The sequence below is a fragment of the Streptomyces sp. yr375 genome (assembly GCF_900110755.1).
GTDB lineage: Bacteria > Actinomycetota > Actinomycetes > Streptomycetales > Streptomycetaceae > Streptomyces.
On sequence record NZ_FOFF01000006.1, the window covers coordinates 108,963 to 132,298 of the forward strand.

At 71.2% G+C, this 23,336-nt stretch carries 19 protein-coding genes and 3 pseudogenes; 14 read left to right on the plus strand and 8 right to left on the minus strand.

What is annotated here, in order from left to right; all coding sequences use genetic code 11:
* Window positions 1–2: 2 nt before the first annotated feature.
* Window positions 3–1,826 carry an endonuclease/exonuclease/phosphatase family protein gene (locus tag BMZ82_RS09140; protein WP_093773608.1) on the minus strand — a complete coding sequence of 608 codons (1,824 nt, stop codon included), beginning with the start codon at window positions 1,824–1,826 and terminating at the stop codon, window positions 3–5.
* A gap of 331 nt (window positions 1,827–2,157) precedes the next feature.
* Between BMZ82_RS09140 and BMZ82_RS09145 the strand changes: the two genes are divergently transcribed.
* From BMZ82_RS09145 to BMZ82_RS09185, 10 genes and pseudogenes are all read left to right on the plus strand, one after another.
* Entirely contained in the window at window positions 2,158–3,630 is a 1,473-nt protein-coding gene (locus BMZ82_RS09145; protein WP_093773610.1) for a hypothetical protein, read from the plus strand.
* Between the two features lie 173 nt (window positions 3,631–3,803).
* On the plus strand, window positions 3,804–5,288 hold the full coding sequence (locus BMZ82_RS09150) for an alkaline phosphatase PhoX (RefSeq protein ID WP_093773612.1): 1,485 nt from the start codon (window positions 3,804–3,806) through the stop codon (window positions 5,286–5,288).
* Window positions 5,289–5,643: 355 nt separating this feature from the next.
* Window positions 5,644–7,236: a TROVE domain-containing protein gene (locus BMZ82_RS09155; protein WP_093773614.1), complete on the plus strand. Its 1,593-nt coding sequence runs from the start codon at window positions 5,644–5,646 to the stop codon at window positions 7,234–7,236.
* Between the two features lie 661 nt (window positions 7,237–7,897).
* The gene (locus tag BMZ82_RS09160) at window positions 7,898–8,335 is read left to right on the plus strand and encodes a family 16 glycosylhydrolase (protein WP_093773616.1); all 438 of its coding nucleotides are present in this window, start codon (window positions 7,898–7,900) and stop codon (window positions 8,333–8,335) included.
* Between the two features lie 101 nt (window positions 8,336–8,436).
* Window positions 8,437–9,459: a chitinase gene (locus BMZ82_RS09165; RefSeq protein WP_256251825.1), complete on the plus strand. Its 1,023-nt coding sequence runs from the start codon at window positions 8,437–8,439 to the stop codon at window positions 9,457–9,459.
* Between the two features lie 52 nt (window positions 9,460–9,511).
* A pseudogene (locus tag BMZ82_RS42655) lies at window positions 9,512–9,901 on the plus strand (cysteine/serine endopeptidase inhibitor); the annotation flags it as partial.
* A gap of 87 nt (window positions 9,902–9,988) precedes the next feature.
* Window positions 9,989–10,120, plus strand: a pseudogene (locus BMZ82_RS42660) (chitinase); the annotation flags it as partial.
* A gap of 99 nt (window positions 10,121–10,219) precedes the next feature.
* Window positions 10,220–10,894 (plus strand): GntR family transcriptional regulator, encoded by a 675-nt coding sequence (locus BMZ82_RS09175; protein WP_093773618.1) that lies wholly within the window; start codon window positions 10,220–10,222, stop codon window positions 10,892–10,894.
* Between the two features lie 13 nt (window positions 10,895–10,907).
* The gene (locus BMZ82_RS09180) at window positions 10,908–11,933 is read left to right on the plus strand and encodes a 1-aminocyclopropane-1-carboxylate deaminase (RefSeq protein ID WP_093773620.1); all 1,026 of its coding nucleotides are present in this window, start codon (window positions 10,908–10,910) and stop codon (window positions 11,931–11,933) included.
* 96 nt (window positions 11,934–12,029) lie between these two features.
* Window positions 12,030–12,605, plus strand: coding sequence for a TetR/AcrR family transcriptional regulator (locus tag BMZ82_RS09185; RefSeq protein ID WP_093773622.1), 576 nt, complete (start codon window positions 12,030–12,032; stop codon window positions 12,603–12,605).
* Window positions 12,606–12,703: 98 nt separating this feature from the next.
* On the opposite strand, the gene BMZ82_RS09190 is transcribed toward BMZ82_RS09185, so the two are convergent.
* The 7 genes and pseudogenes from BMZ82_RS09190 to BMZ82_RS09220 all read right to left on the minus strand — a co-directional run bounded on the left by BMZ82_RS09190 (window position 12,704) and on the right by BMZ82_RS09220 (window position 19,316).
* Entirely contained in the window at window positions 12,704–13,906 is a 1,203-nt protein-coding gene (locus BMZ82_RS09190) for a TerD family protein (protein ID WP_093773624.1), read from the minus strand.
* Window positions 13,907–14,011: 105 nt separating this feature from the next.
* Window positions 14,012–15,001, minus strand: coding sequence for a zinc-dependent alcohol dehydrogenase family protein (locus BMZ82_RS09195; RefSeq protein ID WP_093773625.1), 990 nt, complete (start codon window positions 14,999–15,001; stop codon window positions 14,012–14,014).
* The gene (locus BMZ82_RS09200; RefSeq protein WP_093773627.1) at window positions 14,998–15,822 is read right to left on the minus strand and encodes a carbohydrate ABC transporter permease; all 825 of its coding nucleotides are present in this window, start codon (window positions 15,820–15,822) and stop codon (window positions 14,998–15,000) included. Before BMZ82_RS09200 ends, BMZ82_RS09195 begins: the two co-directional genes overlap by 4 nt.
* A complete protein-coding gene (locus BMZ82_RS09205) occupies window positions 15,819–16,760 on the minus strand; it encodes a carbohydrate ABC transporter permease (protein WP_093773629.1) in 942 nt (313 codons plus the stop codon). Before BMZ82_RS09205 ends, BMZ82_RS09200 begins: the two co-directional genes overlap by 4 nt.
* Window positions 16,757–17,364 (minus strand): annotated as a pseudogene (locus BMZ82_RS09210) (extracellular solute-binding protein). Before BMZ82_RS09210 ends, BMZ82_RS09205 begins: the two are co-directional and overlap by 4 nt.
* Window positions 17,365–17,452: 88 nt before the next feature.
* Window positions 17,453–18,223 (minus strand): DeoR/GlpR family DNA-binding transcription regulator, encoded by a 771-nt coding sequence (locus BMZ82_RS09215; protein WP_093773631.1) that lies wholly within the window; start codon window positions 18,221–18,223, stop codon window positions 17,453–17,455.
* 268 nt (window positions 18,224–18,491) lie between these two features.
* Entirely contained in the window at window positions 18,492–19,316 is an 825-nt protein-coding gene (locus BMZ82_RS09220; RefSeq protein ID WP_093773633.1) for an NAD-dependent epimerase/dehydratase family protein, read from the minus strand.
* A gap of 228 nt (window positions 19,317–19,544) precedes the next feature.
* Here BMZ82_RS09220 and BMZ82_RS09225 point away from each other — a divergent pair, with 228 nt between their 5' ends.
* The 4 genes from BMZ82_RS09225 to BMZ82_RS09240 all read left to right on the plus strand — a co-directional run bounded on the left by BMZ82_RS09225 (window position 19,545) and on the right by BMZ82_RS09240 (window position 23,180).
* On the plus strand, window positions 19,545–20,492 hold the full coding sequence (locus BMZ82_RS09225) for a 5-dehydro-4-deoxyglucarate dehydratase (RefSeq protein WP_093773635.1): 948 nt from the start codon (window positions 19,545–19,547) through the stop codon (window positions 20,490–20,492).
* Window positions 20,489–21,661 (plus strand): hypothetical protein, encoded by a 1,173-nt coding sequence (locus tag BMZ82_RS09230; protein WP_093773637.1) that lies wholly within the window; start codon window positions 20,489–20,491, stop codon window positions 21,659–21,661. Before BMZ82_RS09225 ends, BMZ82_RS09230 begins: the two co-directional genes overlap by 4 nt.
* A 72-nt stretch (window positions 21,662–21,733) precedes the next feature.
* On the plus strand, window positions 21,734–22,327 hold the full coding sequence (locus BMZ82_RS09235) for a TIGR03086 family metal-binding protein (protein WP_177244435.1): 594 nt from the start codon (window positions 21,734–21,736) through the stop codon (window positions 22,325–22,327).
* Window positions 22,328–22,418: 91 nt separating this feature from the next.
* Window positions 22,419–23,180, plus strand: coding sequence for an MBL fold metallo-hydrolase (locus BMZ82_RS09240; protein WP_093773861.1), 762 nt, complete (start codon window positions 22,419–22,421; stop codon window positions 23,178–23,180).
* The last annotated feature ends 156 nt before the right edge of the window (window positions 23,181–23,336 follow it).

Here is a 23,336-nt window from a genome sequence, read left to right on the forward strand (position 1 = left end):
CGCTACGGCTCGAAGCGCAGTACCTGCGGGTCGTGGTCGCTGATCTGGTCGTGGAACTCCGAGTTGATGTGCACGCTGTCGTACGTGAAGTCGCCGCACCGGATCGACGGGCTCACCAGGATCTGGTCCAGGACCTGCTGGTTGCCCTGGTAGTCGTAGGTGTAACGCTCGTTCTTGGGCAGCGACTTGATCGCCGACCACAGCGCGCCGTCGCTCTCCAGGAGCTGCGCGGTGCCGGAGAACTCGAAGTCGTTCATGTCGCCCAGGGCGATGACGTCCGCGTTCTTCTGCACGTCCAGGATGCTCTTGACGAACGCGTTGACCAGCGTCGCCTGTTGGTGGCGCTGGATCTCCGAGCTGCGCACCACCGGCTGGTACTGCGCGGTCAGACCCTGGTCGCCGCCCTTGGAGTTGAGGTGGTTGGCGATCACGAAGACCGTCCGGCCACGGAAGACGAACTCGCCGGCGAGCGGCTTGCGGCTGTTGTTCCAGGCCGTGTTGGCCGGGTCGACGCGGCCCGGCGAGGCGGTGAGCTGCGCCTTGCCGTGCACCGTGGTGACACCGACCGCGGTGGTCGAGTCGCCGCCCGCGCGGTCGGTGAAGGACACCCGCTCGGGGTTGAACAGGAACACCTGACGGATGTTTCCGCCCGGCTCGCCGCCGTCGGCGTTGTTGACCGGGTCGATCGAGCGCCAGTCGTACGTCGGGCCGCCCGCGGCCACGATCGCGTCGATCAGCTTGTTCACGGTCACGTCGGCGGCGGTCGTGCCGTCGTTCGTCGCGCCGTTGTCGTCCTGGATCTCCTCCAGGGACACGATGTCGGGCGACTTCAGGTTGTCCACGATCGCGGCGGCGTGCTCCTCGAACGTGGCGTCGGACGGGTCGAGGTTCTCGACGTTGTACGTCGCGACCGCGAGCTCGTCCTTCTTCTGCCGCTTCGTCGACTCCCGCTTCAGCCCCTCGCTCTTGAGCGTGCCGAGTTGGCTCGCGACGAGCGTGTAGCCGCCGAACTGGTTGTAGTCCAGCGGGCCGGACGTGACGCCGGTGAGCTTGTCGCCGACGTTCGCGACCGGGAAGTCGGCCGTCGCGCCCAGCGACTGGATCTGCAGCCGGCCGGTGTTCTGCGAGGTGTACGAGCCGTACAGGGCGCCACCGCGGCGGCTGGTGTTCTCGTGCGGCTTCACCGTGACCCACAGCTCGCTGTACGGGTCGGTGGCGGTCACCACGCGCGCGTCCGAGACCTGGACGTTCATGCCCTCCAGGGACTCGTAGTAGTCCAGGGCGTACTTCTTGGGCTGAAGGGTGAGCGCGTTGATCGAGTTGTTCGCGAGGGTGTCGCCGGCCGGCGTGTACGCGCCCGGGACCGACTTCGCGTTCACGATGGTCGCGGCCGGAACCGCGTTGCCGCTGGACACGACCGTCACCGTCGGCTTGGTGATCTCGGTGATCGACTGGTTGCCCGTCGAGGTACCGCCCGGGACGTACTCCGAGACGGTGCCGGTGACCGTGACGGAGTCGCCGACGGCGACCTTCGGGGCGGAGCTGGTGAAGACGAAGACGCCCTCACTGGTGGCCGGGTCGGCGTCCGGGTTCGGATCCTGGATCCAGAACCCCTTGGACGAGCCGTAGGTGCGGACGCCGGTGACGATTCCGGCCACACCCGTGACCGCCTTGCCGGCGTACGGCGATATCCGGGTCGTGCCCTGGATGTCGTGAATGGCCACGGTGTCCGCCTGCGCGGGCACGGTGAGGGCGACGGTGGAGGCCGCGGAACAGACGGCGGCGACGGTGAGCGCGGCGAGGCGCGCGGACTTCTTGCTCGGCAACGGAATCCCTCCGGGGACGTACGTGAGCGCCGGGACGAGGATGGAGCTGGAGGTGGAACGAGGGTCGTGCAGGTGATGGGGGGCCGCGACCGGTGGAGCGGAACGCGACGCGCGTAGAAAATTACAGTGCACAGATGTCCAGTGGATTTCTACGCGCGTCAATCTCCTGCCTGGTCAGGCCCCTTGTCAAGGTTTCAGCCATGGACGCGGCCTGACGAGTAGATGAACCGGGCGGCATGGGTCCATATCCGTCTAGGCTGAGTGGCCCAGTGCCCCCGTGCCCGTGCCCCCGGCGGGCCGGTCGCACCACGCGCCCGAGGAGAACCAGCCGATGTCAGACAGCTCCCCCCTGCCGCCGGTGCGGTTGCACCCCGAAGCGGAGCTGGCGCGCGACGCCCTGTCCACGCCGTTGCTCTCCCGGGCCGCCCGGCTGGCCCGCTGGGCCGGTCCCGGCACCCGGGTCGACGCCGGCGGCCAGCTCGTCGAGGAGCAGTTGGCGGCCGCCGCCGAGGCGCTCGGACTGACCGGGGACGACGCCGCGGCCGAGGCGAGCGAGGCGTGGCGGCTCGCCATGGACACCGGCCTCGTGGAGGTCGTCGACGAGCAGGCCGACACCGTCACGACCGGCGAGGACCTGGCGCTGCTCACCGGCGGCTCCCCGCACGACGTCCTCGCCGTCTGGCTCGGCGCCCTGGAGTCCGTGATCGCCGACGCGGCCGTGCCCGACCTCGACGCGCTGATCGACGTCATGGACGAGGGCGGCGCGGTCGACTTCTCCAAGCTGGACTGGGATCCCGAGGCCGAGGCCGACTTCCTCGACGGCGTGCTCGGCAACCTCTACCTGCTCACCGCCAGCGAGGACGGCCCCGGCGACGCCCCCGTCCCGCTTCCCGCGCTCGCCGCCTCGATGATCATCCCCGGCGACATGAACGAGCCCACCAACGACGTCCTGGAGCAGGTCTCCGACGCGATGATGCGGCTCGACGACCCGTTCCGGCTGCTGGACCCGATCGGCCTGGTCGTCTACCAGCCCGTCGACGAGGCGCTGTTGGGGGACACGGAAGGGGACGCGGGCGACCGGGCGGGCGCGGGAGCGGGTGAGGCGGCCGAGGTGCCTGTCGCTGCGGTCGACGAGGCCGACGTCTCCCGGTACGGCATGGTCCGGCTCACCCCGCTCGGGGTGTACGGGCTGCGGGCCCGGCTGCTGGAGTCCGGCTTCGCGGCACCGGCCGTCGGCGACCTCGCCGACAAGGGCGCCGACGCCCTCCTCGACGGCAGCGCCGGCTACGGCTCACGCGCGGCCCTCGCCGAGACCGAGCAGTGGCTCGTGCGCCGCGAACCCCTCGCCGCCGCAAAGGAGTTGCTGGCCGCCGCCCGTGGCTCGGACCCCGGCGCCCCGCTGCGCAGGCTGCGCTGCCAGCAGGCCCTGTCGCTCCTCGGCGCCCCGGCCGAACCCGCCGTGCGCCACGTCCTCGACGACGCCGAACTCGGCGGCCTCGCCCGCGTCTGGCTGAGCGAACTCGGCGCGACGGACGTCCCCGCCCCCTCCGAGGACCTGGTCTTCTGGCTCACCATCGACACCCTGGCCGCGCAACTCGCCGCCGAGGGCAACTCGGACGAACTCCAGGCCCTCGTCGAGGGGTTGGCCCAGCAGCACAGCGGTTTCTTCGCGGCGGCCTGGCGCGTCGACCACCCGGCGACCCCGGACGTCCTGGAGGCGATGGGCCGCCTGCACCCGGACAAGCGCATCGCGAAGGAAGCCCGCAAGGCGGCGTTCAAGGCACGGTCACAGCAAGGCGGTTGACGCTTCCCGGGGGCTTGCTTCTTTGGGCTTCCGTGGCCTGATCCGTACGGTTTCTTGGAAACGGGTCCACCGAAGTCGCCCCCCGTTCAACTCCCGTTCAGGCATGGGCGGGACGGTGTCGCCGAACCGAGCTCCGTCCCACTCCACGGCACTTCCGAGTCTCAGGAGACACCATGTCGCTCACCCGCAGGGACTTCGCCAGGCAGTCCGCGATCACCGGAGCCGGGGTCGCGCTGGCGGGCAGCGTCGGCGCCCTCGCCACCGCGCCGAACGCCCTCGCGGCCACGGACATCGAGCACGGGGACATCGAGCCCGTGGACGCCGAGCCTGCGGACGTCGAGCCGGTGACGGCGGCGGGGCAGCACGGGGTCGGCTACGGGCCGTTGCTCGCCGACCCCGACGGCATCCTCGCGCTGCCCGCCGGCTTCTCGTACCGCGTCATCACCCACAGCGGGAAGACCACGCTGGAGTCCGGCGAGATCACGCCGTCCAACCACGACGGCACCGCCGCCTTCCGCGGCCCGCGCGGCGCGACCCTCCTCGTCAACAACCACGAGCTGAAGGGCCCGCGTTCGAGCTGGCAGTACCCGGTCCCGCTCACCGAGGGCCTCGTCTACGACCCGGCGGCGGCCGGCGGCTGCACGGTCGTCGAGGTGCGCCCCGGCGGCCGGGTCGCCGAGTGGGTCGGCATCGCCGGCACCTCCACCAACTGCGCGGGCGGCAGCACCCCTTGGGACACCTGGCTCACCTGCGAGGAGACCGAGGACAAGGCCGGCCAGAACGGCATGACCAAGGACCACGGCTACGTCTTCGAGGTCGACCCAGCCGACCGTCGCGCGGGCCAGAGCCCCAAGCCCATTAAAGCGCTGGGCCGGTACGCCCACGAGGCCGTCGTCATCGACCCCCGGCGCGGCCACGCCTACCTCACCGAGGACGCCTCCGACCCCAACGGCCTGCTCTACCGCTGGACTCCGCCGGCCGGCTTCCACCACGGGCCCGGCAAGCTGCGCACCCTCGCCGACGACGCGGGCGTCCTGGAAGCCTTCAAGTGCTTCGACTCCGGCGGCAAGTTCGTCGACGACCTCTCCCGCGCCACCAGGATCGGCACGGTGTACGGCGTGGACTGGGTGACCGTCCCCGACCGCGACGCGAGGACCGTGTCCGTCCGCAAGCAGTTCGCCGCCGGGCAGGTCACTCGCGCCCGCAAACTGGAGGGCATGTGGTGGGCCGACGGCGGCACCTACATCGTCTCCTCGTACGCCCGCGCGGAGAGCCCCGGCGCGCAGCACGACGGCGCTGTCTGGTTCTACGACCCGGGGCGCCGCACCCTGACCCTGAAGGTGCTGCTCGGCGTGAACCCCGACCCGTCCGCCGACGGCGCGTTCGACGGCCCCGACAACATCACCGTCTCCCCGTACGGCGGGCTCGTCATCGCCGAGGACGGCGAGGGCGTCCAGCATCTGTTCGGCGCCACCGACAGCGGCCGCACCTACCCCATCGCCCGCAACGAACTCGACATCGGCACCGAACAGAAGCCGGAGTACAGCGAGTTCACCGGCGTCACCTTCTCTCCCGACGGCCACACCCTGTTCGCCAACATCCAGACGCCGGGCATCATGGTCGCGATCACCGGCCCCTGGAAGCGCCAGCGGCGGTAGGCGCTGCGGGCGTCGTTAATTCGCTCGCCCGCGCGATGCGGCGCCTCCTAGAGTGAGATCACGAACAGCGCACCTCCCGGTGCGAAGGCAGCGGCTACTTCTTTGCAACAGAAATCCACGCCGCCGCCGTACTTGATCTCGGGAGGCGCAGCATGCGGTGGGTGCCCGGTGCGCAGGCAACGGTTACTTCATTGGATCGGACGGTCGCGGGTTCGAGTCCCGTCATCGACTCAGGGTCGATGTAGCTCAGTTGGGTAGAGCATCTGGCTTAGTCCGTCGCCGACTCCCGATCTCGGGCACCTTCCCTCTGCTGCGCCTCCCCTTCGGAATCACCATGAATTCGGGGGAATTCACCATGGCACGCTTCAACACCCGTACCGCCAAGGCCAAGACGCAGCCCACCTCGCCCGTGACCACCACGGGCCGGGTGCTCCGTACCCACCAGGGCGGCCGAGGCCATGAGCGGGACGCCCGCTCCGAGCTGTTCCTGCTGGCCGTCGCCAACTTCGTCTCCCAGCAGACCTTTTACGAGTCCGGCGCCGCCCGCGACGACCGTTTCGCGAACCTCGTGCGGGAACTCGCCGTCAGCGACCCGTCCTGGACGGCCGGCCTGCTCGGCTGGCTGCGCGGCGAGGGCAACCTCCGGACCGCCGCGATCGTCGGCGCCGCCGAGTACGTACACGCCCGGCTGGCGGCCGGCGCCACGGACGGCCCGTCGAACCGGCAGGTCGTGGACTCCGTGCTGCGCCGTCCCGACGAGCCCGGCGAGCTGCTCGGGTACTGGACGGCGACGTACGGCCGTACTGTCCCCAAGCCCGTCAAGCGCGGGATCGCCGACGCCGTACGGCGGCTCTACGGTGGGAAGTCGCTGCTGAAGTACGACACCGCGTCCAAGGGCTACCGCTTCGGCGACATCCTCAACCTGGTGCACGCGGCGCCGGACCCGGACAAGCCGTGGCAGGGCGAGCTGTTCCAGTACGCCCTCGACCGCCGGCACAACCCGGACACCGCCGTGCCGCCCGCCTCCAGCAGCGTCCTGACCGCGCACCGCGAGCTGATGGCGCTGCCGGTGGGGGAGCGGCGCGCGGTGGTGACGTCGGCGGGCGGCGCCGAGCGGCTCGCGGCGGCCGGGATGACGTGGGAGGCGCTCGCGGGCTGGTTGCAGGGGCCGATGGACAAGGCGGCCTGGGAGGCCGTGATTCCGTCCATGGGGCCGATGGCGCTCGTCCGCAACCTGCGCAACTTCGACGAGGCCGGGGTCTCGGACGAGGTGGCCGCGCGGGTGGCGGCGAAGATCAGCGACCCCGCCGAGGTCGCGCGCTCGCGGCAGTTCCCGTTCCGCTACCTCGCCGCGTACCGGCACGCGCCGTCGCTGCGCTGGGCGTACCCGCTGGAGCGGGCGCTCGGTCACTCGCTGGCCAACGTGCCCGCGCTGCCCGGCCGCACGCTGGTGCTCGTCGACCGCTCGGGCTCGATGTTCTACTCCCGGCTGTCGGAGCGCTCCGAGCTGAACCGGGCCGACGCGGCGGCGGTCTTCGGCACGGCGCTCGCGCTGCGGGCGGCCGACGCGGACCTCGTCGAGTTCGGCACCACGAACAAGCGCCTGGAGTTCGGCGCGGGCGAGTCGGTGCTGAAGATCCTGGAGCGCTTCGGCGACCTCGGCGGCACCGACACCACGTCGGCGATCCGCGCGCACTACCGGGGGCAGGACCGCGTCCTGATCGTCACCGACGAGCAGTACGCATACCACCACCACGGCGACCCGACCGAGCAGATCCCGGCGAACGTGCCGGTCTACACCTGGAACCTGGCCGGGTACCGCGCGGGCCACGGCCCGTCGGGGGAGACGAACCGCCACACCTTCGGCGGCCTCTCGGACGCGGCGTTCCGGATGGTGCCCCTGCTGGAAGCGGGCCGGGACGCCGACTGGCCGTGGGCCGGGGCCTGAGGATCGACCTGCTGAACCGGATCGGCGGCCGTTGACGTAACGGTGGGTATTGCCGATGTGACGGCTTTCCGCGGTGAGGAACATGGGCGAATCGGAGGAGCCTGTGGAACTCACTGTCAGGCCCTCCGGGGCCCGTCGGAAAGCCTACGGAAGGTCCTATGTCCAGAGCGCGTAATTCATCGACATCCTCCGGTAAACGGCGCATCGGGAAATCGGTCGCACAGGCCGCTCCGATCGCCACGGCGACCGTCGCCTTCTCCTTGTTCCTGGGTGGTTCGGCGGTCGCCGCTCCGGTGACCGAGCAATGGACGGGGAGTTCGTCTCTTTTCAGTCAGACGTGGGCTCCCGGCGGGACGACGCAGGTCGTTTCCGCGTCGGGCGCGAGCGACGGAAAAGCATTGCAACTCCGGCTCAACGCCCGCCCCGGCACCAGTCCCGGCAACGGGGTGGAGATCAGCAGCAATGCCGACACCTACCGTTACGGCACCTACGGCACCCGCATCAAGACGGCGGACTGCACGGGACTGGGCCGGGTGGGCGTCGTCACCGGTACCTTCACCTACTCCAACGACCACGCGGACGGCAACGGTAACGGCTCCCGGACAACGACGAGATCGACGTCGAAATCCTGTGCGCCCAGCCGAACGTCGTCTGGCTGTCGTTGTGGACGGACTACGCCCCCGACGACCCCGACGGCGCGGTCCGGAAGATCTCCCGCGCGATCGACATGCGCAGCGGCCAGGTCCTCTACAACTGCTACAACGTCCAATTGGGCGGTGACTGCGCACCGGCCCAGTCGGGTGAGAACAGCCCGGCAAGCGTGACTCCCAGTCCGGGATTCAATTCCGCCACGCAGTTCCATACGTTCATGTTCGAGTGGCAGCCGAACTCCGTCAGTTTCTGGTCGTACGACGACAGCGGGAACAAGAACGTGCTGTGGAACTACACGGGGCCGAGTTCCCGTATCCCCAAGAAACCGGGCGCGTTCATGCAGAACGTCTGGCACACCCCTGACTGGGACCCGCTGGACGGCCCGGCCCACGACCAGCCGCAGACGGCTGTCTCCGCCTTCATCGACTCGACGACTCTGCCGAACTAGCGCATTCCATGCGTCACGTACCAACCGAACTCTTCGATCACTCGGGAGTAAACGTGGTAAGAAAACGCATCACTGCCTTATTGGTGGCCGTATTCGCCATCGTGGGCACGATATTGCTCGGACCGGCCCCGACGGCCGGTGCCGCAGGCCTCTGTGACACCGCCCCCAACTGGGCGGCCGGTACCACCTACACCACCGGAACCGTCGTGCGGTACACCGACGGCCAGTACTACATCGCCGAGCACGACAATCCCGGCTACGACCCCGTCGTCAGCACCTGGTACTGGGACCCGTACACGTGCGGCGGCTCCAGCGGCGGCGACGCCTGTGCCACCGCGCCCAACTGGACGGCCGGTACGGCCTACACGACCGGGACCGTCGTGCGGTACACCGACGGCCAGTACTACATCGCCGAGCACGACAATCCCGGCTACGACCCTGTCATCAGCACCTGGTACTGGGACCCCTACACCTGCACCGGCGGCGGTGACCAACCGCCCCCCTCCGGATTCGTGGTCAGCGAGGCCCAGTTCAACCAGATGTTCCCCGGCCGCAACTCCTTCTACACGTACAGCGGGCTGGTCTCGGCGCTCAGCGCCTACCCCGCTTTCGCCACCACGGGCAGCGACACGGTGAAGCGGCAGGAGGCTGCCGCCTTCCTGGCCAACGTCAGCCACGAGACGGGCGGTCTGGTCTACATCGTGGAGCAGGACACGTCCCAGTACCCGAACTACTGCGACCGGAACCAGCCCTACGGCTGCCCGGCCGGCCAGTCGGCGTACTACGGCCGTGGTCCGATCCAGTTGAGCTGGAACTTCAACTACAAGGCGGCCGGTGACGCGTTGGGCATCGACCTGCTCAACAACCCGTCCCTCGTGCAGAACAACGCGGCCGTCGCCTGGAAGACCGGGCTCTGGTACTGGAACACCCAGAAGGGGCCGGGCACTTACACCGGCCACAACGCCATGGTCAGCGGTGCGGGATTCGGCCAGACCATCCGCTCGATCAACGGCGCACTCGAATGCGACGGGCACAACCCGGCGCAGGTGCAGAGCCGGGTCGACAAGTACCGCAGCTTCGCCCAGATCCTGGGCGCCACGCCGGGCAACAACCTGTCCTGCTGACGACGCCTCGCCGATCGAGCAAGCACATCCCCACCACCGTACGGGAGGAAGCTTGACCACCAGCTCGAACACCAGCTCGAACACCCGCAGACGCATACTCCACTGGGCGACGGCCGCACTCAGCCTGGTCCTGTTCACCGTGCTCGGCATGGAATCGGCCTTCGCCGCGATCCCCATCGGTCAGTCCCGCACCGGCAAGGCGACCTACTACAACGACGCGGGCTACGGAGCCTGCGGAACACCCATCAACGCCTCCACCGACATGCTCGTCGCGGTGTCGTACCAGTGGTGGACGGCCCCCAACCCCAACAACGACGAGCTCTGTCAGGGCATCTCCGTCGAGGTCTCCTACAACGGCCGGACGATCACCGTCCCGGTCAAGGACAAGTGCATGGGCTGCACGTCGGAGCACATCGACCTCAGCCTGCCGGCGATCCGGTCACTGGGGACGGGCGACGTCCTCAACGGGATCACCTGGAAGTTCGTCCGCAGCGGCGGAGGCGGCGGCGCCTGCGCCACCGCGCGGAACTGGGCGGCCGGCACGCCCTACACCGCCGGAACCGTCGTGCGGTACACCGACGGCCGCTACTACATCGCCGAGCACGACAACCCCGGCTACGACCCCATCATCAGCACCTGGTACTGGGACCCCTACGCCTGCTAGACGGCGGCGCGGGACCACGGTGAACGGGGGCACCGCCGACGGCGGTGCCCCCTCCGGTCTTGTTCGCGGAGCCACTGATATCTAACATTTCAGTTTGTGGAGCCTCTACGACCCGTCCGCCGCACCCTCCTGCGGGACCGCGCCTACGAGACCATCCGGGACGCCATCGTCGCCGGGGACATCGCACCCGGCGCGGTGGTGCGCGACGCCGAACTCGCGGAGCGGCTCGGGCTGTCCCGGGCGCCCGTGCGGGAGGCGTTCACGCGGCTGGTGGACGAGGGGCTGCTCGAGAGCAAGCCGCAGAGCTACACGCGGGTGACCCCGGTCGTGGCCGCCGACGTACGGGACGCTGCGGCCGTGGTCGGGGCGATGCACGAGCTGGCCACCCGGGTCGCGGTGCCCCGGCTGTTCGCGGCGGACGTCGAGGCGATGCGCACGGCCAACGAACGCTTCACCGCCGCCGTCACCGCCGGGGACGTCGACACCGCGCTGCGCGCCGACGACGAACTGCACGACATCCTCGTCCGGGCCGCAGGCAACCGCGCGGCCGCCGCCACCATCGCCCGCTACACCCCCCTCATCCGGCGGCTGGAGCGACGGCGCTTCGGCGAGGGCGGCACCTGCCGTTCGGCCGGACTGCACGGACGGCTGATCGAGGCGTGCGCCGACGGTGACACGACCGAGGCGGTCCGCGTCACGGCCGAGATCTGGCGCACGCTGGCCGAACTGGCCGACCTTGAAGACCTTGAAGACCTCGCAGACCTCGAATGAGCCTGGAGGCGTCATGGCCGTGAAGTCCCTTTCCTCGTACGCGCGTTACCCCCTCCTCTTCGGGCCCTCGCCCGTCCACCCGCTGGAACGGCTCACCGCCCACCTCGGCGGAGCCGCCCTCTGGGCCAAGCGGGAGGACTGCAACTCCGGGATCGCGTACGGCGGGAACAAGACGCGCAAGCTGGAGTACCTGATCGCCGACGCCCTCGCGCAGGGGTGCGACACGCTCGTGTCGATCGGCGGGGTGCAGTCCAACCACACCCGTCAGGTCGCCGCCTGCGCCGCCCGCGCCGGGCTCAAGTGCGTGCTCGTGCAGGAGAGTTGGGTGGAGTGGCCCGACTCCGGGTACGACAAGGTCGGCAACATCCTGATCAGCCGGCTCGCCGGAGCCGACGTACGGCTCGTGCGGGCCGGGTTCGGGATCGGCTTCAAGGAGAGCTGGGAGCAGGCGCTCAGGGAGGTCGAGGAGTCGGGCGGGAAGCCGTACGCCATCCCGGCCGGGGCCTCCGACCATCCGCTCGGCGGGCTCGGGTTCGCCGGGTGGGCCCGCGAAGTCGCCGAGCAGGAACGGGAGTCGGGCGTCTTCTTCGACACCGTGATCGTGTGCTCGGTGACCGGGTCCACCCAGGCCGGCATGGTCGCCGGGTTCGCCGCGCTGGCGGAGGCGGGCGGGAGGCCCCGGCGCGTCATCGGGATCGACGCCTCCGCCAAGCCCGCCGAGACCCGCGAGCAGATCGCCCGCATCGCGCACCGCACCGGACAACTGATCGGTGTGAAGCGGGAGTTGACCGTCGAGGACGTCGAACTCGACGAGCGCTACCACGCCGGCGTCTACGGAGTGCCGGACGAGACGACCCTCGCGGCGATGCGGCTCGCCGCGCGGACCGAGGGCATGATCACCGACCCCGTCTACGAGGGGAAGTCGATGGCCGGGCTCGTCGACCTGGTCGCACGCGGCGAGATCGGCCGCGACGCCACCGTGCTGTACGCGCACCTGGGCGGACAGCCCGCGCTGAACGCGTACAGCGCCCTGTTCTAGACGCCGCAGGGCGTCCGGTCCGGGTGCCCGTCTGGTGTCGCCGCGTGATGTGGTGGACCATGCGGGCAGCACGACGTCGGCGCGAGGAGTAACTGGATGACGCAGGTCAGGGCCATGCGCGCGGACGCCCGCCGCAACTACGAGCGCTTGCTGAAGGCGGCGGCGGAGGCCTTCGCCGCGCATGGGGAGGGGGCCTCCCTCGACGACATAGCCAAGCGGGCGGGCGTCGGATCCGGCACGCTGTACCGGCACTTCCCGACCCGTCAGGCGCTGCTGGAGGCGGCCTACCTCGACCGGATCGAGGCGCTCGCCGCGCGGGCCGGCGAACTCGGCGGGGAACTCCCGCCGGGCGAGGCGCTGGTGGCCTGGCTCAACGAGCTGTGCGTCGGCACGATCCAGGTGCGCGGCATGAAGTCGCTGCTGGGCTCCGCCGTCACGGACGGCGGCGCGGTCGCGGTCACCGCCTGCGGCACCTCCGTGAAGGACGCGGCGGCCCGGTTGGTGGCGGCGGCCCAGCGGGAGGGCACCCTGCGGGCGGACGTCGAGCCGATCGACGTACTGCGCCTCGCGCACGGGGTGGCGACGGCGTCGGAGCTGGCGAAGGACGACGGCAGCTCGATCCGCCGGTATGTGTCGCTGCTGACGGAGGGCCTGCGCCCGCCCGCGCGGTGACGGCGGCGGGCGCCCCCTTGGTGGCGGGCGCCCGGCAGCGGACCGGCTATGTCTACGTCTATGAGCGTCGGGGACGTCTAAAGGCGTCGGGGGCGCGGTTACAGGGCCTGGGCGCCCGGCTTCACCATGTTCCGTACCGTGCGGGCCTTCACGAAGTCGCCCATGGCCGTCATCTCCCACTCACCGGAGAACTGCCGGATCAGCTTGGCCATCAGCACGCCCGTCTGCGGTTCGGCGCCGGTGAGGTCGAAGCGGACGAGTTCCTCGCCGGTCGCGGCGTCCAGCAGCCGGCAGTAGGCCTTGGCGACCTCCGTGAACTTCTGGCCGGAGAACGAGTTCACCGTGAAGACCAGCCCCGACACCTCCTGCGGGAGCCGGCCGAGGTCGACGACGATCACCTCGTCATCGCCCCCGCCCTCGCCGGTGAGGTTGTCCCCGGAGTGCTTGATCGCGCCGTTCACGATGGACAGCTTGCCGAAGTAGCAACTGTCGATGTGGTTGCGCTGCGGGCCGTAGGCGATGACCGAGGCGTCCAGGTCGATGTCCTTGCCGCGGAACGCGGGCTCCCAGCCGAGGCCCATCTTGACCTGCGAGAGCAGCGGGCTGCCGCCCTTCACGAGAGAGACGGTCTGGTTCTTCTGGAGGCTGACGCGGCCCTTGTCCAGGTTGATCTTCCCGGTGCCCGGCGCGGCGGCGGGCGGGGCCGGGGGAGCGGCGGGCGGCGCGGGCGCGGCGAGCCGCGGGTCCATGGGCGGGGCCGGCGGCGCGGGCGGGACGACCGGCTGGGCCGGGGCCGCGGCCGGCGCCGGTTCCTCCACCGTCACGCCGAAGTCGGTGGCGATGCCGGCCAGCCCGTTGGCGTACCCCTGGCCGACCGCGCGGGCCTTCCACGCGCCGTTGCGGAGATAGATCTCCACGACCACGAGCGCCGTCTCGCCGCCGAGCTGCGGGGGTGTGAAGGTGGCCAGGACGCTGTTGTCGTCCGCGCCGCGGATCGTCGCCGTCGGTTCGACGCCCTGGAACGTCTGCCCCGCGCCGTCCGGACTCGCGGTGACGACGATCTTCTCGATGCCGGGCGGGAGCGCGGCGGTGTCGACGACGATCGCGTCGGGCGCCGTACCCCCGCCTGAGCGGTAGGTCACACCGGGGCCGGTGGGCTGGTTGTAGAAGATGAAGTCGTCGTCGGAGCGCACCTTGCCGTCTGCGGTGAGCAGCAGGCCCGAAACGTCGAGCCGCACCGGGGCGGCGACGTCCACCGTCACGCGGGCGACGGGGAGAGGGATGTTCGAGCCGGGGGTCATAGCTGTCATGCCGGGTGAACGAACGACATCACTTTGCCGTTCCCTTACCTGGGCCCGAAGCTGTCGGAGCCGTCGAACCTGCTGCCGAAGCCGCTGTCGGAGCCGTCAGGGCACCACGACGATCTTCCGGCCGACCCCCGCCGCGAACTGCTCCAGCGCCTGCGGGTAGCGCTCCAGCGGGATCCGGTCGCTGATGAAGACGTCCGGGTCCAGGACGCCGTTCGCGAACAGTTCGGCCGCCCGTTCGAAGCTGTGCAGGACCGCCATCGACCCGGTGATGGTGATCTCCTGGTGGTAGATCCGGTACGGGTCGATCGTCACCCGGGTCGCGTAGTCCGCCACCCCGAACTGCAGGAACATGCCCGCCTTCGCCACCCGGTCCAGGCCGTCCTGGATCGCCGCCGCGTTGCCCGTGGCGTCCACGACCAGGTCCCAGCCCTGTGGCCGCTCCAGCTCGTCGGGGTTCGCCGCCGCCCCGGAGACGCCCAGCCGCCGGGCCGTCGCCAGGCGCGCGGGGTTGACGTCCACGACGTCGACGCTCGCCGCCCCTGTGCGCTTCGCCAGCTCCAGCATCATCAGGCCCATCGTCCCGGAGCCGTAGATCAGCACATGGGCGCCCAGGCGTGCACGGAGCACGTCGTAGCCGCGTACCGCGCACGACAGGGGCTCCACCAGCGCCGTGTCCTGGGTGCGGACGTGCTCGGGCAGCCGTGCGCAGTTCGCCACCGGGGCCACCGCGTACTGGGCGGCCCCGCCCGCCGTGGTGACGCCGATCGCGGCCCACCGTTCGCAGAGGTTGTTGTGGCCGGTGCGGCAGTAGCGGCACTCGTGGCAGCACAGGGAGGGGTCGACGGCCACCCGGTCGCCGGCCGACACCTCCGTGACCCGGGTGCCGACCCCGACCACCGTGCCCGCGAACTCATGCCCGGGGACGAGGGGCAGTTCGGGCGCGAACTCGCCCTGGAGGATGTGCAGATCGGTGCCGCACAGCCCGCAGGCGGCGACCTCGACGACGACCTCGCGCGGCCCGGGGGTGGGGTCGGGGACCTCGGTGACGGCGGCGCGGCCCTCGGACTCGATGACGGCGGCCTTCATTTCACGGCTCCCAGGGACAGGCCCTGGACCAGTTTGTCCTGGGCGGCGAACCCCGCGGCGAGCACCGGCAGGGAGACGACGAGCGACGCGGCGCACACCTTCGCCAGGAACAGGCCCTGGCTGGTGATGAAGCCGGTCAGGAAGACGGGGGCGGTCTCGGCGACCACGCCGGTGAGCACGCGCGCGAAGAGGAGTTCGTTCCAACTGAAGATGAAGCAGATGAGGGCCGTCGCCGCGATGCCGGGCAGGGCGATCGGGGCGACCACGCGCGCGAGGATCGTCGGCAGCCGTGCCCCGTCCACCCGCGCGGCCTCGATGATCGCCACCGGGACCTCGGACAGGAACGACTGCATCATCCACACCGCGATCGGCAGGTTCATGGAGGTGTAGAGGACGACCAGCAGCCAGATGTTGTCGAGCAGCCCCGCGTTCTTCGCGAACAGGTAGATCGGCAGCAGGCCCGCCACCACCGGCAGCATCTTCGTCGACAGGAAGAAGAACAGGACGTCCGTCCACTTGCGCACCGGGCGGATCGACAGCGCGTAGGCCGACGGGAGGGCGAGCAGCAGCACCAGGACGGTCGAACCGGCCGACGCCACCGTCGAGTTGACCAGTGCCGGCCACGGGCTCGCGCCGCCGCCGGCGCCGAAGAACTCGCGGTAGCCGTCGAGGGTGAGCGACGCGGTGAAGGACGGCGGGTTGGTCGCCGCGTCCTGCTCGGAGTGCAGGGACGTCAGGGCCATCCAGGCCACGGGCAGGAAGAACACGATCCCGGCCACCCAGGCCAGCAGCCCGAGACCGCCTCGGCGTACGACGTTCATGCGCGGGACACCTCCTCGCGGAACAGCGACGAGACGACCCGCAGGGCGAAGGTCGCGATGACGATCGAGCCGATGACCACCAGGACGCCGGCGGCCGAGGCGAGACCGTTCTCGTGGGCCTGGTAGAAGCTCTGGTAGACGGTGTAGGGGAGGTTCGCGGTGCCCAGGCCGCCGGAGGTGAGGGTGAACACCGCGTCGAAGTTCTGCACGATGTAGATCGAGCCGAGCAGGGCGCCGAGTTCGAGGTAGCGGCGCAGGTGGGGGAGGGTGAGGTGGCGGAAGATCTGCCAGTCGCCCGCGCCGTCCACCCGGGCCGCCTCGATCTGCTGCTGGTCCCGGCCCTGCAGCCCGGCCAGCAGGATCAGCATCATGAACGGCGTCCACTGCCAGACGAGGGAGGCCTCGACTGCGAGCAGCGGGGTGTCGGAGATCCAGTCGGGCTGGGGGCCGCCCACGTAGTGCAACAGCCCGTTGAGCAGGCCGTATTCGGGGTTGTAGAGGACGTGTTTCCAGAGCAGGGCGGCGGCCACCGGGACCACCAGGAAGGGCGCGATCAGCAGCGTGCGGACCACGCCCCGGCCGCGGAAGCGGCGGTCCAGGAGCAGTGCCAGGGCCAGCCCGAGCACCAGGCTGACCAGCACCACGGTCGCCGTCAGCAGGATGGTCGTCCACACCGAGTGGCGCAGGTCGGCGTCGGTCAGGACCTGGTGGTAGTTGTCGAGGCCGGTGAAGCGGCGGGCCTTGGGGTAGAGGGCGTTCCAGTCGAAGAAGGAGATCACCAGCGTGGCCACGAAGGGGAGTTGGGTGACCACGATCATGAAGACCAGAGCGGGGAGCAGCGGGGCGCGGGTCGCCCAGCCGCGCAGCCGGGCGGGGGGCTGCCGCAGGGGGCGTACAGGGGTGGGGGCCGGTGGTGGGGCCGCCGTCGTCGCGGTCATCGTCCCTCGTACTCCTCGGAGATCCGCTCGGCGATCTTCTGGGACTTGCTCAGGGCCGACTCGACGGACTGGCGTCCGGCGATGGCCGCGCTGATCTCCTGGGAGACCTTGGTGCCGAGGTCGGTGAACTCGGGGATGCCGACGAACTGGATGCCGGGCGCGGGCCGCGGTTGCACGCCGGGGTCGTTGGGTTCGGCTTCAGGATGTCCTGCTCGTCGTACGCCGGGTCGGCGGCGACGTAGGAGTCCATCTCGTGCAGCCAGCCGTTGCGGGCGTAGATCGGGATCTCGTAGTTCGACAGGGTCGCCACGTCGTACTGGCCCGCCTGGTTGGCGAAGTCCTGGCTGATCTTGTCGCGGACGTCGTTCTCGGGGAGGACGGTGAAGCTCACCTTGATGCCGGTCTCCTTGGTGAAGTGGTCGGCGGTGAGCTTCTGCAACTCCGTCATCTGCGGGTTGTTGACCATGAGGACGTTGATGGAGTCGCCGCCGGAACCAGCCCCGCCGGCCCCGGCCCAGCAGCCGGAGAGCAGCGGGGCGAGCAGCGTCCCTGCGGCGACCGCGGCGAGCGTGGCTCGCGGCCTCCGTCGGCTCTGGGTTCGCATGGATCGCTCCTGGACGTAAGGGTGCAGGGAGGGACGTATCGTGCGGGTCGGGGCATGGAGGTGCCCCTAGGGTGAGCGAGTTGGTTTTTCAAACCCGGATGACCTGTGGTCCCAGCAGGGAGTACCGGTGGGCCTCGGCCGTTGGGAGCAGGGTGCTCGTCACGATCGTCTCCAGGACGCCGACCTCGGCGAACCGGCAGAAGTTGACCGCGCCGAACTTGGTGTACACGCCCGCGAAGACCACGCGGCGCGCCGCCCGCACCGCCTGTGCCTTGACCTCGCCGACGGCCGGGTCCGGGGTGGTCAGGCCGTGCTCGCGGGAGATGCCGTTGGCGCCGAGGTAGGCGAGGTCGAGGACGAAGCCGGCCAGCATCTTCGTCGTCCAGTGGTCGACGGTGGCCAGCGTGCCGGAGCGGACCCGGCCGCCGAGCAGCAGCACCGACATGTTCGCGGCCGTGGCGAGCGCGCCCGCGACGGGCAGGGACGCGGTGACAACGGTCAGCGGCCGGTCCCTGGGCAGTGCCTCGGCGATGAGCTGCGGGGTGAAGCCCTCGTCGACGAAGACGGTCTCGGCGTCCCCGAGCAGCCCGGCCGCCGCGGCCGCGATCCGGCGCTTCTCGGGGACGTGGCTGGTGGCGCGGAAGGCGAGCGTGGTCTCGAAACCGGCGCTCTCCACGGGGTAGGCGCCGCCGTGCGTACGGCGCACCAGCCCGTGGTCCTCCAGGGCGCGCAGATCCCGCCGTACGGTCTCCTTGGCCACGCCCAGAGCGGTGGCGAGCGTGGCGACGTCGACCGAGCCGGTGGCGCGTGCGGTGCGGACGATCTCGCGCTGCCGGTCCTCCGCCGTTCTCGGGGTCATGCCGTCCCCTCGCTTCCCTGCCCGTTCGGGCCCGTGGCGGCCCGGTCGCGGTCCCTGGGGGAAGTTCTACAGCGGGTGTGCGGCACTGAACAGGCCTGTCGTGGGCCTGTCGGTGCCCGTCTCGGCCCGTTTCCGGAACCGGTCGCCCGCCTCGGACCTGCGGTGCGGGCGCGCGGTGGGTGGGTTCGGGCAGCGCGGCTGCCCGGATGTGGTGCCCGGCGGGCCCGTTCGGTGCCCGCGCGCGTCCCGGACGGACCCTGCGGGCGGGTCAGTACGGCCAGATCGGCGGGTCGTTGACGAAGTGGCCGCCCAGGTGGGCGTGGGCGATGTTCTCCGGGTCCAGTGCGCCCTGCTCGGCGATCAGCTTCTCGGCGTACGGCTCGGAGTCGTCCTGCGGCTCGTAGCCGAGCGACCGCGCGGAGCCGAGGTCCCACCACAGGCGGGTGTTGGCGGAGGAGCCGTAGACGATCGAGTGGCCGACGTCCGGGGCGGTCAGCGCCGCGTGGAAGAGGCGGGCGCCGTCGGCCGGGCTCATCCACAGCGACAGCATGCGCACGTTGGTCGGCTCGGGGAAGCAGGAGCCGATGCGCACCGACACCGTCTCCAGGCCGTGCCGGTCCCAGTAGAGCTGCGCGAGGTCCTCGCCGAAGGCCTTGGACAGGCCGTAGAAGGTGTCCGGGCGGTGCGGGGTGTCGATGGGGATGAGCGCGGCGGCGTCCAGGGGCGCGTCGCCCCGGGGGCGGGGGGCGTAGCCGACCGCGTGGTTGGAGGAGGCGAAGACGATCCGGCCGACGCCCTCCTCGCGGGCGGCCTCGTACAGGTGGTAGGTGCCCTCGATGTTCGCCTTGAGGATCTGGTCGAACGGGGCTTCCAGGGAGATGCCCGCGAGGTGCAGGACCGCGTCGACGCCCCGCACGGCCTCCCGGACCGCCGCCCGGTCGGCCAGGTCCGCGACGATCGCCTCCGGCTCGCCCTCGATCGGGCGCAGGTCGAACAGGCGCAGCTCGTAGCCGTAGGCCGGCAGCAGGTCCCGCATCAGGGTGCCGAGGCCGCCTGCGGCGCCGGTGAGCAGAACGGTGCGGGGAGCGGGCATCCTCGGTCTCCTTGGGGCGACGGCCTCATCTATGGACGGTATTCATATGCGTGGACAAGCTAGGGATCCCTCACCGTGCCCGTCAAGTGTGGCGCGGACCTGCGAGATCCGCCGCCCTGTCGGCCATTTGCCTGCTTGACCCGGCGCGAGGCGGCTCCTTAGGGTGAGCGTGTTCAGAAATGTGGACGCGGATCAGAAGAACGTACGCGCCAGTTCAAGGGAGAGCCCGTGACGCCAGCCCCTCTCGCCGCCCGGCTCGGTATCCCCAGCGGGCCGCTGTTCTTCCCCGTCACCGCGTACGGACCCGACGGCTCGGTCGATCTCGACGTCTACCGCGCGCATGTGCGCCAGGGCGTCGAAGCGGGCGCGGCGGCCGTCTTCGCGTGCTGCGGCACGGGGGAGTTCCACGCGCTCACACCGGAGGAGTTCGAGGCCTGCGTCCGGGCCGCCGTGGAGGCGACCGACGGGCGGGTGCCGGTGGTGGCGGGCGCGGGCTACGGCACGGCGCTGGCCGTACGGTACGCGCGCCTCGCGGAGGCGGCCGGGGCCGACGGGCTGCTCGCCCTGCCGCCCTATCTGGTGCTCGCCGCCCAGGAGGGGCTGCTGCGCCACTACCGGGAGGTGGCCGCCGCGACCGCGCTCCCCGTGATCGTCTACCAGCGCGACAACGCCGTCTTCACCCCCGAGACCGTCGTCGCACTGGCCCGCACCGAGGGGATCATCGGCCTCAAGGACGGCCTCGGCGACCTCGACCTCATGCAGCGGATCGTCAGCGCCGTCCGCACCGAGGTCCCCGGCGACTTCCTCTACTTCAACGGCCTGCCGACCGCCGAACAGACCCAGCTCGCCTACCGGGCGCTCGGCGTCACCCTCTACTCCTCGGCCGTGTTCTGCTTCGCCCCCGAGATCGCCCTCGCCTTCCACCGGGCGCTCACCACCGGCGACGACACCACCGCCCACCGCCTGCTCGACGGCTTCTACCGGCCGTTCGTCGAACTACGCGCGCGTGGCCGCGGTTACGCCGTCTCCCTCGTCAAGGCCGGCGTCCGGCTGCGCGGGCTCGACGTCGGGGAAGTCCGCCCTCCGCTGCACGAACCCGGCGACGATCATGTCAAGCAGCTCGCCCAGGTGATCGACCGCGGCTACGCGCTGCTGGAAGCGGAGGACAAGCGGTGAAGGCGTCGACCTTCGTCTACCCGTGGGACGTCGTCGGCGACCCCGGGGCCCCGGCCCGTATCGCCGCGCTCGGCGTGCGGCAGGCGACCCTCGCCGCCGCCTACCACTCCACCCGCGCGCTCACCCCCCGCCACCCGCGCCACCGCATCGTCACCGCCGAGCACGCGGCCGTGCTGTACCCCACGGACCCGCGGGGCGCCCGCTGGCGGGGCCGCGCCCTGCGCCCGTACCCGGCCGGCGACTGGGCACCCGGCGACGCCTACGGGGAGGCCGCCGACGCGCTCGCGCGGGCCGGTCTCGACGTGCACACCTGGGTGGTCCTCGCGCACAACTCCCGCCTGGGCGCCGACCATCCGGACACCTCGGTCGTCAACGCCTACGGCGACCGCTACCCGTGGGCGCCGTGCATCGCGCAGCCCGCCACGCGCGCGTACCTCGTCGACCTCGCCGCCGAGGCCGCCGTACGCCCCGGCGCGGCCGGCACCGAACTGGAGTCCCTCGGCTGGTACGGCCTCCAGCACCTGCACGCCCACGACAAGACCGGCGGCGTCGGCCTCGGCGACGCCGGCCTCTACCTGATGGCACTCTGCTTCTGCCCCACCTGCCGGACCGGCTACAGCGCCCAGGGCCTGGACGCCGACGCGCTCGCCGCCGCCGTACGGGACGCGCTGGAGCCGCTCTGGCAGGGCGCGCCGGACGACGGGGGCTGGGCGGGCGTCGAGAAGCTGCTCGGGGAGGAGACGGCGGCGGCCACGCGCGCGTGGCGCGACGAGCGGGCCCGCACCCTTCAGGAGACGGCGGTCCGCGCGGTGCGCGCCGCCGCGCCCGACGGCTTCCAGATCCTCCTGCACGCCGACCCCGTGACCTACCACGTGGGCGCCAACCCGGGCGTCGACCCCGCGCACATCCTGTCCGTCGCGGACGGCGTCGTCGTGCCCTGCGCGGGCGGCCCCGGGCTGCTGACGCCCTTCGCCGAACAGGGCCGCGCGGGCGCGGTCCTCGCCGCCAACTTCGGCGTCGTCTCCGGCATGGGCGGCAGCCCGGACACCCTCGCGGCCGACGCGGCCCGGGCCCGGGAACTCGGCGCGACGGAACTGCGGCTGTACCACGCAGGGTTGGCGTCGGACGCCGACCTGGAGGCGGTACGCGGGGCGCTGGCCTCCGGCTGAGGGCCCGGACGGAGCGCCTGGGCAGAAGACCGGGGTGCGATGAGTTTTCGGGGTGCGGGCGGTCTACCCCGTATGACCGACACGATGACGACCTTCGACCTCGGACCCCAGGCCCGGATCATCGCGCGCCTCGCGGAGGGTGTGCGTGACGAGCAGCTCGCCGGCGGTACGCCCTGCCCGGACTACGCGGTCCGCAACCTGGTCGGGCACCTGACCGGCCTCGCCGTCGCCTTCCGCGACGCCGCCCGCAAGGACCTGGGCCCCACCACCGCCACCCCGCCGGGCACCGCCACGCCGGACATCGGCCCCGGCTGGCGCGAGGACCTGCCCAAGGCGCTCGACGAACTGGCCGACGCCTGGCGCGACCCGGCCGCCTGGACCGGCATGACCCGCGCGGGCGGCGTCGACCTGCCCGGCGCGGTCGCGGCGGCCGTCGCCGCCGACGAGCTCGTCGTCCACGGGTGGGACCTGGCGCGGGCCACCGGGCAACCGTACGCGCCCGACCCGGCCGCGCTGCGGGTCTCGCACACGTTCCTGCGGGCCGCCGCCGACGAGGGGGACGACGGGGGCGGCCTCTTCGGCCCCGTCGTGCCCGTCCCCGAAGCCGCCCCGCTGCTCGACCGGACGGTCGCACTGAGCGGCCGCGACCCGGGGTGGACGCCGTAGCCGACTCACCGGGAGCGAACGACTCCTGCGGTTGCTGTAGATAAACGTGAACACGGCACGCCCGGCGGGACCGGACCGTACGCTCCCCACCATGCCCCTCAGCCTCACCATCCTCGGCACCGCCTCTCCGTACCCGGGGCCGGGCCGCCCCTGCTCCGGCTACCTGCTGCGCGGCGCGGGGGCGGAGGTGTGGGTGGACGCCGGGTTCGGGACGTTCGCCGAGTTGCGCAAGCACACGGATCCCGACCGGCTCACGGCGATCTGGATCTCCCACCTGCACGCCGACCACAGCGCCGATCTCCTCGCCGCCGCCTACGCGCTCGTGCACGGCGGGATGACCTCGCCGGCCCCCATCCCGGTGTACGCGCCGATCGACTGCGCCCGACGACTGGCGGGCTTCTTCGGCCGGCCGGACGTACGGTTCCTGACCGGCGTCTTCGACTTCCGCGCCCTGTTCGACGGGCACACCGTGCGGCACTGGAACGTGCGCCTCAGCTCGCGCCGGGTGGCGCACGGCACCGAGGCGTACGGGCTGCGCGCCGAGTGCCAGGGCAGCGTCTTCGCCTACTCAGGGGACAGCGGGCCGTGCGACGCGCTCACCGAACTCGCCTCCGGGGCCGACCTGTTCCTGTGCGAGGCCGACCTCGACCGGCATACCGAAGGCGAACACCATCCGCAGGTCCATCTCACGCCGGAGGACGCCGGCGAGGCCGCCCGCAAGGCGGGGGTGCGGGAGCTGTACATCACCCACGTCGGACCCACGCTGACCCGGCAGGCCGCGACCGCCCGGGCCGCCCTCGTCTTCGAAGGCCCCACCCGCACCGCCCGCGAGGGCGAGACCATCCCCCTCTGAAACATCCCCCGCTGAACCAACCCATTCCGAACCAGCCCCTTCTGAGCCATCCCCTTCCGACCGTCTGTCACGGCCTTTGTCAGAAGCATTGACGAAACACAGGGGCGCTCCTACCTTCAACGCGTCGTACTTCGTACGTCATATATGAGACGCGAT

What these genes read in the sequence shown, in the direction of transcription:
- BMZ82_RS09145 (WP_093773610.1), top strand. Translation starts at nt 2,158, where the DNA reads ATGTCAGACAGCTCCCCCCTGCCGCCGGTGCGGTTGCACCCCGAAGCG.
- BMZ82_RS09150 (WP_093773612.1), top strand. Translation starts at nt 3,804, where the DNA reads ATGTCGCTCACCCGCAGGGACTTCGCCAGGCAGTCCGCGATCACCGGA.
- BMZ82_RS09155 (WP_093773614.1), top strand. Translation starts at nt 5,644, where the DNA reads ATGGCACGCTTCAACACCCGTACCGCCAAGGCCAAGACGCAGCCCACC.
- BMZ82_RS09180 (WP_093773620.1), top strand. Translation starts at nt 10,908, where the DNA reads ATGGCCGTGAAGTCCCTTTCCTCGTACGCGCGTTACCCCCTCCTCTTC.
- BMZ82_RS09185 (WP_093773622.1), top strand. Translation starts at nt 12,030, where the DNA reads ATGACGCAGGTCAGGGCCATGCGCGCGGACGCCCGCCGCAACTACGAG.
- BMZ82_RS09190 (WP_093773624.1), bottom strand. Translation starts at nt 13,906, where the DNA reads ATGACCCCCGGCTCGAACATCCCTCTCCCCGTCGCCCGCGTGACGGTG.
- BMZ82_RS09195 (WP_093773625.1), bottom strand. Translation starts at nt 15,001, where the DNA reads ATGAAGGCCGCCGTCATCGAGTCCGAGGGCCGCGCCGCCGTCACCGAG.
- BMZ82_RS09200 (WP_093773627.1), bottom strand. Translation starts at nt 15,822, where the DNA reads ATGAACGTCGTACGCCGAGGCGGTCTCGGGCTGCTGGCCTGGGTGGCC.
- BMZ82_RS09205 (WP_093773629.1), bottom strand. Translation starts at nt 16,760, where the DNA reads ATGACCGCGACGACGGCGGCCCCACCACCGGCCCCCACCCCTGTACGC.
- BMZ82_RS09215 (WP_093773631.1), bottom strand. Translation starts at nt 18,223, where the DNA reads ATGACCCCGAGAACGGCGGAGGACCGGCAGCGCGAGATCGTCCGCACC.
- BMZ82_RS09220 (WP_093773633.1), bottom strand. Translation starts at nt 19,316, where the DNA reads ATGCCCGCTCCCCGCACCGTTCTGCTCACCGGCGCCGCAGGCGGCCTC.
- BMZ82_RS09235 (WP_177244435.1), top strand. Translation starts at nt 21,734, where the DNA reads ATGACCGACACGATGACGACCTTCGACCTCGGACCCCAGGCCCGGATC.
- BMZ82_RS09240 (WP_093773861.1), top strand. Translation starts at nt 22,419, where the DNA reads ATGCCCCTCAGCCTCACCATCCTCGGCACCGCCTCTCCGTACCCGGGG.